Origin of the sequence: Pseudomonas sp. 008 (assembly GCF_016861935.1) — a bacterium.
GTDB lineage: Bacteria > Pseudomonadota > Gammaproteobacteria > Pseudomonadales > Pseudomonadaceae > Aquipseudomonas.
Window position 1 is genome coordinate 1 of sequence record NZ_BOMA01000032.1, and the last position, 10,580, is coordinate 10,580.

Sequence of the window (10,580 nt, forward strand, 5' to 3'; positions counted from 1 at the left end):
GGAAAACGAAAAATGCAGGCCATCTGTGCGGTTATGCGCAAATACCTGACAGGCTTGTGGGCCTGCATACGCGCTGGAGAGGATTTCGATACGGCCAAGCTTTTCAGCGAAAAACATCTGCTAAAAGCTTGACCGTGAACAGAGTATCTACAGGTATCGTGTGAACTTGTAGGAGCGAGGCTTGCCCGCGAACACCGCGAAGCGGTGCCAGACTCAGACCGCCATCGGCGCCGTCATCGGAGCGTGGTGCTCATAACCTTCGAGCGAGAAATCACTCGGTTCGATCAGCTCCAGCCATTCCGGCTGATACACACCGGTCTTGGCAAACTCCGGCACACGGTCGGAGATCTTCAGCTTCGGCATGGCGAACGGCTCGCGCTTGAGCTGTTCGTTGAGCATGTCCAGGTGGTTTTCATAGACGTGGGCATCGCCGATGAAATAGGTGAACCAGCGCGGCGTGTAACCGGTCAGGCGACCGATCAGGCTCAGCAGCGCGGCGCCTTCGGTGAGGTTGAACGGCGTGCCCAGGCCCAGGTCGTTGGAACGGATGTAGAGGGTCAAGGAGATCTCTTTAGTCTCGACATTCGGGTGGAACTGGTACAGCAAGTGGCACGGCGGCAGGGCCATCTCATCGAGCTGCGCAACGTTCCAGCCGTGGAACAGAATGCGACGGCTGCCCGGGTCCTTGATGATGGTGTCGACGCACTGGCGAATCTGGTCGATCGCCTTATACAGCACCACATACGCCTGGCCGTCTTCTTCGCCTTCGGCGATCTGCCGATAACCCTGGCTCAGGGTCTGCTCGATGGCGGCCTGGTTGCTGACCGGTATCTGCTTGTACGCCGGCCATTTGCGCCATTGCACGCCGTAGATCTCGCCAAGGTCGTCTTCGCCCTGACGGAACGGGTTGGCCAGCCACTGGGCGTTTTCGTTGGCGTTCTGATCCCAGACCTTACAACCCAGTGCACGGAATTCAGCGGCGTTGTTCACCCCGCGCAGAAAACCGCACATCTCGCCGATGGCCGACTTGAAGGCCATCTTGCGGGTGGTGATCGCCGGGAAACCTTCCTGCAAATCGAAGCGCAGCATCGCACCCGGAAAGCTGATGGTGTTCACGCCGGTGCGGTTGGCCTGTTTGGTGCCGTTCTTGATGACGTGGGCGACCAGATCGAGATATTGCTTCATGAATTACCTGTGTCCTTGAACCCGGAGCCGTCGCCCCGGGGTTCGAATTTTTTGCGCCAGCTGCTTATACAGCCGCTGCGGGGGCCGCCGGGGCGCGTCGATAAGCCAGCCAGATCAGGAATAGACCGCCGACGATCATCGGTACGCACAGCACCTGGCCCATGGTCAGCCAGTTCCACGCCAGATAGCCCAGTTGCGCATCCGGAACGCGGACGAACTCGACGATGAAACGGAAAATGCCATAGAACAGCGCAAACATCCCGGATACCGCCATGGTCGGCCGTGGCTTGCGCGAGAACAGCCAGAGGATCAGGAACAGCGCCACACCTTCCAGCGCAAACTGGTACAACTGCGACGGGTGACGCGGCAACTGCGCCGGATCGCTGAACGGCGGGAAGATCATCGCCCACGGCACGTCGGTCGGCTTGCCCCACAACTCGGCGTTGATGAAGTTACCGATGCGCCCGGCACCCAGGCCGATCGGCACCATCGGCGCGACGAAGTCCATCAGCTGGAAGAACGACTTGTTGTTCTTTTTACCAAACCACAACGCTGCGAGCATCACACCGATGAAGCCACCGTGGAACGACATGCCGCCCTTCCACACCTCGAAGATCAACATCGGGTTGGCCAGGTAAGCGCTCAGATCATAAAACAGCACATAACCCAGGCGGCCGCCGACGATGACGCCCATCGACATCCAGAACACCATGTCGGAGAGTTTCTCCTTGGTCCAGGTCGGGTCGAAGCGGTTCAGCCGACGGGACGCCAGCAGCCACGCGCCGCCGATGCCGACCAGGTACATCAGGCCGTACCAGTGGATTTTCAGCGGACCGATGGCCAGGGCCACCGGGTCGATCTGCGGGTAAGGCAGCATTGCGACTCCTCGTTAGAGTTGAAACCTTCAAAATTCCCGGGCGACGCTGTCACGCCAGGATTAAGCCAGGATTGCGTTACGTGTCAGAGCAGGAAGTTCAAGCCGACGCAAAACAGCAAAGCGGCAAACAGTCTTTTCAGCAAGCGTGGCGACAGCCTGTGGGCCAGTCGCGCACCGAGGCGGGCGAAGACCATGCTGGTCAGGGCGATCCCCAGCAGCGCCGGCAAATAAACAAAACCGAGACTATGGGCCGGCAGCAGTGGATCGTGCCAGCCCAGAATCATGAAACTTAATGCACTTGCCAAGGCGATGGGCAGGCCACAGGCCGACGACGTGGCCACCGCTTGCTGCATCGGCACACTGCGCCAGGTCAGGAATGGCACGGTCAGCGAACCGCCGCCGATCCCGAAAATCGCCGAGGCCCAGCCAATTACACTGCCGGCCACGGTCAGGCCGACTTTACCAGGCACCGTTCGGCTGGCCTTGGGTTTGAAGTCCAAGGCGAGTTGAACAGCGATGATCAACGCGAATACGCCGATGATCTTCTGCAGATTCGGCCCGGAAATCGCTTCGGCGGTCAGCGCGCCGAAACCGGCACCGATCAGAATGCCGAGGGTCATCCAGGCAAAAATCGGCCAACGCACGGCGCCGCGGCGATGATGCTCGCGAACCGCATTGACCGACGTAAAAATGATCGTCGCCAGGGAAGTGCCGACTGCAAGATGCGTCAGGATCGACGCATCAAATCCCTGCAAGGTGAAGCTGAACACCAGCACCGGAACGATAATGATCCCGCCGCCTACCCCGAACAGCCCGGCCAGCACGCCCGCACAGGCGCCCAGCGCCAGATAGAGCAAAAATTCCATGGCCACATCCCCAAGCATCCCAAAACAGGAGCGGCATGGTAACGGATGCATGGCCTCGGGCTCCACTGCGGATGGCGATGGATCGATGAGCGATGTCTGCGTAGAGTGAGCAAAAAACACACAAGGACCACCTTATGTGCCTGATTGTCTTTGCCTGGCGGCCGGGTCATGCCCAGCCGCTGATCGTGGCGGCAAACCGCGACGAATTCTATGCCCGGCCCAGTCTGCCTTTGGCGCAATGGCCGCATGCCCCGCATGTCTACGCCGGGCGTGACCTCGAGGCCGGCGGTACGTGGCTCGGTGTCGGCGCCAATGGGCGCTTCGCCGCACTGACCAACATCCGTAATCCCCTTCAACCGCCGGCCGCCAAGTCGCGAGGCGAACTGGTGGCGCAGTTTCTCAGCGGGGAAACGCCCATTGAAGACTATTTAAGCGACGTTATCGCACGTTCGGCTGAATATGCCGGGTTCAATCTGCTGGCCGGCAATGCCAACGAGCTCTGGCACTTCAACGCTCGGGAAACCGCGGCGGTCAGGCTCGAACCAGGGATTTATGGGTTATCGAACGCGGGGCTGGATACGCCGTGGCCAAAAGTGCTCAAGGCCAAGGCAGCCTTGAGCGAAGTGCTGGACGACCCGCAGCCGCAGGCGCTATTGGCCTTGCTCTGCGATCCACAGACGGCGCCGCTTGCCGAGCTGCCGGACACTGGCGTGGGGCAAGCCACCGAGACGTTGTTGTCGAGCGTGTTTATCAAGAGCCAGGCTTATGGGACGCGGGCGAGCACGGCGTTGATTGTTCAGGCGAATGGGATGCGGCATATGGTCGAGCGGAGTTTCGGGCCGTATGGGGGGCATTTGGGGGAGGTAGAGATCAGGATTTAGAGATGCGGTGTGTTTGCGGACGTCTTCGCGGGCAAGCCTCGCTCCTACAGGACGGTGTAGGAGCGAGGCTTGCCCGCGAAGAGGCCCTCAGCGTTTTAGAGGGTCTTGACCGAAGCCGGATTGATCATCCGCGCCAACCCAAGATTCTTCAGCGCCAGTTGCAGCGAACTGTGGATAACTTGCGGGTTGTCGATGGTCATCAGCTCCGCCAGCAGTTCCTTGGCCTTGCTCAGGTTGATCTGACGCAGCATCCACTTCACTTTCGGCAAGTTGGTGGCGTTCATCGACAAGCTGTCGAAGCCCATTGCCATCAACAGCACCGCCGCCGCCGGGTCACCGGCCATTTCGCCGCAGATACTCACCGGCTTGCCTTCGGCATGGGCATCACGCACCACACTCTGCAAGGCTTGCAGCACCGCCGGGTGCAGGTAGTCGTAGAGGTCGGCCACCCGTGGGTTGTTTCGGTCCACGGCCAGCAGGTACTGGGTCAGGTCGTTGGAGCCAACCGACAGGAAGTCCACCTGCCGCGCCAGTTCCTTGGTCTGATACACCGCCGCCGGAATCTCGATCATCACGCCAACCGGCGGCATCGGCACGTCGGTGCCTTCGTCGCGGACTTCGCCCCAGGCCCGGTGGATCAGGTGCAAGGCTTCTTCCAGTTCATGGGTGCCGGAAATCATCGGCAGCAGAATACGCAGGTTGTTCAGGCCTTCGCTGGCCTTAAGCATGGCGCGGGTCTGCACCAGGAAGATTTCCGGGTGGTCGAGGGTCACGCGAATGCCGCGCCAGCCGAGGAACGGGTTGTCTTCCTTGATCGGGAAGTACGACAGCGCCTTGTCACCGCCAATGTCCAGGCTGCGCATGGTCACTGGTTGTGGATGGAACGCAGCGAGTTGCTCGCGATAGATCGCCAGTTGTTCCTTTTCGCTCGGGAAGCGCTGGTTGATCATGAACGGTACTTCGGTGCGGTACAGCCCCACACCCTCGGCACCGCGCTTCTGCGCCCGTGCCACGTCCGCCAGCAGGCCGGTATTGACCCACAACGGCATGCGGTGACCGTCGACCGTGACGCACGGCAAATCGCGCAATGCGTCCAGCCCGAGGGCCAGTTGTTTCTCTTCCTCGACCACGTCGGCGAACTGCTTGCGCAGCACGTCGCTCGGGTTGGTGTAGACCTCGCCGTGGTAGCCGTCGACGATCATCTGGATGCCGTCGACCTTGGAGTACGGCAGGTCGACCAGGCCCATCACCGTCGGAATACCCATGGCACGCGCCAGGATCGCCACGTGGGAGTTGCCCGAACCAAGTACCGACACCAGGCCCACCAGCTTGCCTTCCGGCACCTCGCCAAGCATTGCCGGCGTCAGTTCTTCGCTGACCAGAATGGTGTTGTCGGGGTAGACCAGCGTCTGCTGCCGCTCTTCCTGCAAGTAGGCGAGCAAGCGGCGGCCGAGGTCTTTGACGTCCGAGGCCCGCTCACGCAGGTAGGCGTCGTCCATCAGTTCGAAACGGTTGACGTGATCGGTAACCACCTGACGCAACGCGCCCTGGGCCCACTGACCGGTCTTGATCACGGTGGTGACTTCGCTGCCGAGCGAGGCATCGTCGAGCATCATCAAGTAGACGTCGAACAGCGCCCGCTCTTCAGGTCGCAGCTGGGTTGCCAGCTTGGCGGACAAGGCACGCATGTCGGCACGCACACCTTCGATGGCCGTCTTGAACAGCCCAAGTTCTGCATCGATGTCGGTAATGGTCTTGTCCGGCACCACGTCCAGATCGGCCGGCGGCAACATGACGACCGCGGTGCCGACCGCCGCGCCCGGCGAACCCGGTACGCCAACGAACTTTGCTTCCTGGATACCTTTGCCCTGACGGCCCAGGCCACGGATCGAACCGGTGGCCTCAGCGTGGGCGATAACGCCGGCGAGCTGCGCGCTCATGGTCACGAGGAAGGCTTCTTCACCCTCATCGAACTGGCGGCGTTCCTTTTGTTGAATGACCAACACGCCGACGACGCGGCGGTGGTGAATGATCGGCGCCCCGAGGAACGACGCGTAGCGCTCTTCACCGGTCTCGGCGAAGTAACGGTAGCGCGGGTGATCCGCGGCGTTTTCGAGGTTCAGGGGTTCTTCACGCGTGCCGACCAGGCCGACCAGACCTTCGTTGGGTGCCATGCTGACTTTGCCGATCGAGCGCTTGTTCAAGCCCTCGGTGGCCATCAGCACGAAGCGGTTGGTCTCTGGATCAAGCAGGTAGACCGAGCAGACCTGGCTGCCCATGGCCTCTTTGACGCGCAACACAATAATCCCCAACGCCGCCTTGAGATCCTTGGCGGAGTTAACTTCCTGGACGATCTTGCGCAGCGTATTGAGCATGGCTCGGGGTCGAACTCCGTCGTCAGTCGCGCGCTAAAAGGCGCGGGGCAAGCTCTTTGAGAGCGCGTCGATACACCTCGCGCTTGAATGTCACCACCTGGCCCAACGGATACCAATAGCTGACCCAGCGCCAGCCATCGAATTCCGGTTTACCGGTCAAATCCATCCGCACCCGCTGCTCGTTGGAGATCAGGCGCAGGAGAAACCATTTCTGCTTCTGGCCGATGCACAGCGGTTGGCTGTGCGTTCTGACCAGACGTTGCGGCAAACGATAACGCAACCAGCCCCGGGTGCAGGCGAGAATTTCAACATCTTCGCGCTCCAGGCCCACTTCTTCGTTCAACTCCCGGTACAAGGCGTCTTCCGGCGTCTCCTGGGGGTTGATCCCGCCCTGTGGAAACTGCCAGGCATCTTGATTGATTCGGCGAGCCCATAGCACCTGGCCAGCATCATTCGTCAGAATGATCCCGACATTGGGGCGGAAACCATCGGGGTCGATCACGGCAACAACCTCGCAAACGCATGTCGCCGCATTGTTCCACAAAGGTTGTGAAAGCAGCAACGAGCCGACCTACCTTATGTGCACTCTTGTGAAAAGTCCGTATTCTGGAGACCTTTCTACAGACTTTTCAGCGAGTAACTGCAATGCGGCTGGCTTTATTCGACTTGGACAACACGCTTCTGGGCGGCGACAGTGACCACGCCTGGGGCGATTATCTGTGCGAACGCGGTTTCCTCGACGCCGTCGCCTACAAGGCACGCAACGACGAGTTCTATCAGGACTACCTGGCCGGCAAGCTGGATCAGGCCGCCTACCTGAACTTCTGCCTGGAAGTCCTCGGCCGCACCGAAATGGCGACACTGGATCAATGGCACCTGGATTACATGCGCGACTGCATCGAACCGCTCGTGCTGCCCAAAGGCCTCGAACTGTTGGCCCAACACCGTGAGGCCGGCGACAAGCTGGTCATCATCACCGCCACCAATCGCTTTGTGACCGGGCCGATTGCCACGCGTTTGGGCGTCGAGACCCTGATCGCCACCGAATGCGAAATGATCGACGGACGGTACAGCGGGCGCAGCACCGATATCCCGTGCTTCCGTGAAGGCAAGGTGACCCGGTTGAATCGTTGGCTGGAAGAAACCGGCCACAGCCTGGAAGACAGTTATTTCTACAGCGACTCGATGAACGACTTGGCGTTGCTGGAGCAAGTGACGAATCCGATCGCGGTCGATCCGGACCCTAACTTGCGGGCCGAGGCCGAGAAACGTGGCTGGCCGGTGATCAGTTTGCGCGATTGATTAAGCCTGTAGCAGCTGCCGAGGTACGAGGCTGCGTTGCGGTCCGCAGGACCGCCCTTCGGGGCCGCTTCGCAGCCCATCGCAGCCTCGTACCTCGCAGCAGCTACAGATTCCGCGCTATACCGGCTTGGCCCCCATCAACCCCGCAATGGCGATCAAGCAGACAAAACTGAACAGCGCCAACGCCAACGTAAACTTCCCATTCCCTGCCGCCGGTGCCTTGCGCAGCCGATTGAGCCGCACCACCAGCCAGAACCAGCCCAGCACTGCCACGGTGTACAACACGCTGGACGCCAGCAGCCAGGTCTGCCCCAACGGCCAGCCCACCAGATGCACCATCCACCAGCCGGTGAACGGCATGCTCAACAGCGCCAGGCCCATCAACAACCAGATGAACACCTGCGGTCGCTGCAAGGTACGCGCAGGCGCCGTCGCATCACCGTTACGACGAGTGCGCCAGACCCAGATTGCCAGCCCCAGTGCGCTGATCAACAGCAGCACCGTCGCCACGCCATGCGCGACTTTGAGGGCGGTTAACGTTTCCATTGTTCGATTTCCTTATAGGCTGCCCATCAGCGTAGCCGCTCAGCCGAGAAACAGCTGATAGGCCGGGTTGTCGCTTTCGTCCCAGTACGGGTAGCCGATTTCTTCCAGCGCCGCCGGTACCAGATGACGCTCGTCGTGGGGCACTTGCAGGCCCGCGACCACACGGCCATCCGCCGCGCCGTGGTTGCGGTAGTGGAACATCGAAATGTTCCAGCGCCCACCGAGCTTGTTGAGGAAGTTGAACAACGCACCCGGACGCTCCGGGAACTCGAAGCGCAGCACCACCTCATCGACCACCTGGGCGGCACGCCCGCCAACCATATGGCGAATGTGCAATTTGGCCAGTTCGTTGTCGGTCAGGTCGAGTACCGGGAAACCCTGCTCGGTCAGGCTGGCGAGCAGCGCACTGCGTGGGTCGTTTTCCGGATGGGTCTGCACGCCGACAAAGATGTGCGCTTCGCTGCCGGTGTTGTAGCGGTAGTTGAATTCGGTGATCTGGCGCTTGCCGATGGCTTCGCAGAACGCCTTGAAGCTGCCCGGTTTCTCGGGGATGGTCACGGCGATGATAGCTTCGCGGCCCTCGCCCAGCTCGGCACGCTCGGCGACGTGTCGCAAGCGGTCGAAGTTGACGTTGGCGCCGGAATCGATGGCCACGAAGGTCTGGCCGGTGACGCCACGTTGCTCGACGTATTTCTTGATCCCGGCCACGCCCAAAGCGCCGGCAGGTTCAGTGATCGAGCGGGTATCGTCGTAGATATCCTTGATCGCCGCACAGATTTCATCGGTGCTGACGGTGATCACTTCATCAACGTAGTCTTTGCAGATATCGAAGGTGTGCTGACCGATCTGCGCCACCGCGACGCCATCGGCAAACAGACCCACGGTCGGCAACACCACGCGCTCGCCGGCCGCCATGGCGGCTTGCAGGCAGTTGGAGTCATCCGGTTCGACGCCGATGATCTTGATGTCCGGACGCAGGTATTTCACGTACGCCGCAATCCCGGCGATCAATCCGCCACCGCCCACCGGAACGAAGATCGCATCCAGACGCCCCGGGTGCTGGCGCAGAATCTCCATGGCCACCGTGCCCTGCCCGGCAATGGTGTGGGGATCGTCGTAGGGGTGAATGTAGACGTAGCCTTTTTCGTCGACCAGTTTCAGCGAGTAGGCCAGGGCTTCCGGGAACGAATCGCCGTGCAGTACCACTTTGCCGCCGCGCGAACGCACGCCTTCGACCTTGATCTCCGGGGTGGTCTTGGGCATCACGATGGTCGCCTTCACGCCCAGCACTTTGGCTGCCAGGGCCAGGCCTTGCGCATGGTTGCCCGCCGAAGCGGTGACCACACCACGGGCGCGCTCTTCATCGCTCAGTTGCGTCAGCTTGTTGTAAGCGCCGCGAATCTTGAACGAGAACACCGGCTGCAAGTCTTCACGCTTGAGCCAAATCTCGTTGCCCAGCCGCTCGGAGAGCTGGCGAGCAGTCTGCAATGGGGTTTCTACGGCAACGTCATAAACGCGCGAGGTGAGGATCTTTTTGACGTACTGTTCGAGCATCGGAAAGCATCACTGAACGGGTTGGGCAGGGCCAAGGAGTCTAACCCGGCTTTCGGGCGGGCGACCACACGAATCAAGAGGTTTTAGCCTTTGCAGACATCGCGGATCCATTGTGGCGAGGGGGCTTGCCCCCGTTCGGCTGCGAAGCAGTCGTAAAATCTGTTTATGCGGTATGTCTGAAAGAATGCCAGGGGAGCGCTGCGCACTCCAACGGGGGCAAGCCCCCTCGCCACAGGAGTGTTTCCCCCTGCACTATCGCGAGGCCTATAATGCCGGCCTTTCGTCCCCCTCTTCGGCACCTCGGAGCCCGCATGACCCAGGATCAACTCAAACAGGCAGTGGCTCAGGCCGCCGTCGACTTCATCCTCCCGAAACTCGATGACAAGAGCATCGTCGGGGTCGGCACCGGCTCTACCGCCAATTGCTTCATCGACGCCCTGGCCAAGCACAAAGGAGCGTTTGACGGCGCAGTGGCCAGTTCCGAAGCCACCGCCGCGCGCCTCAAGGGCCACGGTATTCCGGTGTATGAGCTCAATACCGTCAGCGATCTGGAGTTCTACGTCGACGGCGCCGATGAAAGCGACGAGCACCTGCACCTGATCAAAGGCGGCGGTGCAGCCCTGACCCGCGAGAAGATCGTGGCGGCCGTGGCCAAGACCTTCATCTGCATCGCCGACGCCAGCAAACTGGTGCCGGTGCTCGGTGCGTTCCCATTGCCGGTGGAAGTGATCCCGATGGCTCGCAGCCACGTGGCCCGCGAACTGGTGAAGCTAGGCGGCGACCCGGTTTACCGTGAAGGCGTGCTGACCGATAACGGCAACATCATCCTTGACGTGCACAACATGCAGATCACCAACCCGGTGGAGCTGGAAGCACAGATCAACGCCATCGTCGGCGTGGTCACCAACGGTTTGTTCGCGGCCCGCCCGGCGGACTTGCTGCTGTTGGGCACGAGCGAAGGCGTGAAAACCCTCAAGGCCTGATGCCTTAGCCA

10 protein-coding genes are annotated in these 10,580 nt (G+C 60.9%); 3 read left to right on the top strand and 7 right to left on the bottom strand.

Features of this window, described 5'->3' with window-relative positions; all coding sequences use genetic code 11:
* Nucleotides 1-213: 213 nt before the first annotated feature.
* The 3 genes from JUI81_RS31365 to JUI81_RS31375 form a co-directional block, all read right to left on the bottom strand.
* Nucleotides 214-1,185, bottom strand: coding sequence for a thymidylate synthase (locus JUI81_RS31365; RefSeq protein WP_204125670.1), 972 nt, complete (start codon nucleotides 1,183-1,185; stop codon nucleotides 214-216).
* Between the two features lie 64 nt (nucleotides 1,186-1,249).
* On the bottom strand, nucleotides 1,250-2,062 hold the full coding sequence (gene lgt, locus JUI81_RS31370; protein WP_064621002.1) for a prolipoprotein diacylglyceryl transferase: 813 nt from the start codon (nucleotides 2,060-2,062) through the stop codon (nucleotides 1,250-1,252).
* Between the two features lie 83 nt (nucleotides 2,063-2,145).
* Nucleotides 2,146-2,928 carry a sulfite exporter TauE/SafE family protein gene (locus tag JUI81_RS31375; protein WP_019580576.1) on the bottom strand — a complete coding sequence of 261 codons (783 nt, stop codon included), beginning with the start codon at nucleotides 2,926-2,928 and terminating at the stop codon, nucleotides 2,146-2,148.
* A gap of 134 nt (nucleotides 2,929-3,062) precedes the next feature.
* Here JUI81_RS31375 and JUI81_RS31380 point away from each other — a divergent pair, with 134 nt between their 5' ends.
* Nucleotides 3,063-3,809, top strand: a complete 747-nt coding sequence (locus tag JUI81_RS31380) for an NRDE family protein (RefSeq protein WP_204125671.1) — start codon at nucleotides 3,063-3,065, stop codon at nucleotides 3,807-3,809.
* A 95-nt stretch (nucleotides 3,810-3,904) separates the two neighbouring features.
* On the opposite strand, the gene ptsP is transcribed toward JUI81_RS31380, so the two are convergent.
* The gene (ptsP, locus tag JUI81_RS31385; RefSeq protein ID WP_018928656.1) at nucleotides 3,905-6,184 is read right to left on the bottom strand and encodes a phosphoenolpyruvate--protein phosphotransferase; all 2,280 of its coding nucleotides are present in this window, start codon (nucleotides 6,182-6,184) and stop codon (nucleotides 3,905-3,907) included.
* 22 nt (nucleotides 6,185-6,206) lie between these two features.
* Nucleotides 6,207-6,686, bottom strand: coding sequence for an RNA pyrophosphohydrolase (locus JUI81_RS31390; protein ID WP_007897732.1), 480 nt, complete (start codon nucleotides 6,684-6,686; stop codon nucleotides 6,207-6,209).
* A 143-nt stretch (nucleotides 6,687-6,829) separates the two neighbouring features.
* Here JUI81_RS31390 and JUI81_RS31395 point away from each other — a divergent pair, with 143 nt between their 5' ends.
* Nucleotides 6,830-7,486, top strand: a complete 657-nt coding sequence (locus JUI81_RS31395) for an HAD family phosphatase (RefSeq protein WP_018928655.1) — start codon at nucleotides 6,830-6,832, stop codon at nucleotides 7,484-7,486.
* A 117-nt stretch (nucleotides 7,487-7,603) separates the two neighbouring features.
* Here JUI81_RS31395 and JUI81_RS31400 read toward each other — a convergent pair whose 3' ends face one another.
* Both JUI81_RS31400 and ilvA read right to left on the bottom strand, forming a co-directional pair.
* Nucleotides 7,604-8,032: a DUF2269 domain-containing protein gene (locus tag JUI81_RS31400; RefSeq protein ID WP_019580573.1), complete on the bottom strand. Its 429-nt coding sequence runs from the start codon at nucleotides 8,030-8,032 to the stop codon at nucleotides 7,604-7,606.
* A 39-nt stretch (nucleotides 8,033-8,071) separates the two neighbouring features.
* Nucleotides 8,072-9,586 (bottom strand): threonine ammonia-lyase, biosynthetic, encoded by a 1,515-nt coding sequence (gene ilvA, locus JUI81_RS31405; protein ID WP_028939103.1) that lies wholly within the window; start codon nucleotides 9,584-9,586, stop codon nucleotides 8,072-8,074.
* A gap of 311 nt (nucleotides 9,587-9,897) precedes the next feature.
* Between ilvA and rpiA the strand changes: the two genes are divergently transcribed.
* Nucleotides 9,898-10,569, top strand: a complete 672-nt coding sequence (gene rpiA, locus JUI81_RS31410) for a ribose-5-phosphate isomerase RpiA (protein ID WP_018928652.1) — start codon at nucleotides 9,898-9,900, stop codon at nucleotides 10,567-10,569.
* Nucleotides 10,570-10,580 lie beyond the last annotated feature (11 nt).

What these genes read in the sequence shown, in the direction of transcription:
- JUI81_RS31395 (WP_018928655.1), top strand. Translation starts at nt 6,830, where the DNA reads ATGCGGCTGGCTTTATTCGACTTGGACAACACGCTTCTGGGCGGCGAC.
- rpiA (WP_018928652.1), top strand. Translation starts at nt 9,898, where the DNA reads ATGACCCAGGATCAACTCAAACAGGCAGTGGCTCAGGCCGCCGTCGAC.
- ilvA (WP_028939103.1), bottom strand. Translation starts at nt 9,586, where the DNA reads ATGCTCGAACAGTACGTCAAAAAGATCCTCACCTCGCGCGTTTATGAC.
- JUI81_RS31400 (WP_019580573.1), bottom strand. Translation starts at nt 8,032, where the DNA reads ATGGAAACGTTAACCGCCCTCAAAGTCGCGCATGGCGTGGCGACGGTG.
- ptsP (WP_018928656.1), bottom strand. Translation starts at nt 6,184, where the DNA reads ATGCTCAATACGCTGCGCAAGATCGTCCAGGAAGTTAACTCCGCCAAG.
- JUI81_RS31380 (WP_204125671.1), top strand. Translation starts at nt 3,063, where the DNA reads ATGTGCCTGATTGTCTTTGCCTGGCGGCCGGGTCATGCCCAGCCGCTG.
- JUI81_RS31365 (WP_204125670.1), bottom strand. Translation starts at nt 1,185, where the DNA reads ATGAAGCAATATCTCGATCTGGTCGCCCACGTCATCAAGAACGGCACC.
- JUI81_RS31375 (WP_019580576.1), bottom strand. Translation starts at nt 2,928, where the DNA reads ATGGAATTTTTGCTCTATCTGGCGCTGGGCGCCTGTGCGGGCGTGCTG.
- lgt (WP_064621002.1), bottom strand. Translation starts at nt 2,062, where the DNA reads ATGCTGCCTTACCCGCAGATCGACCCGGTGGCCCTGGCCATCGGTCCG.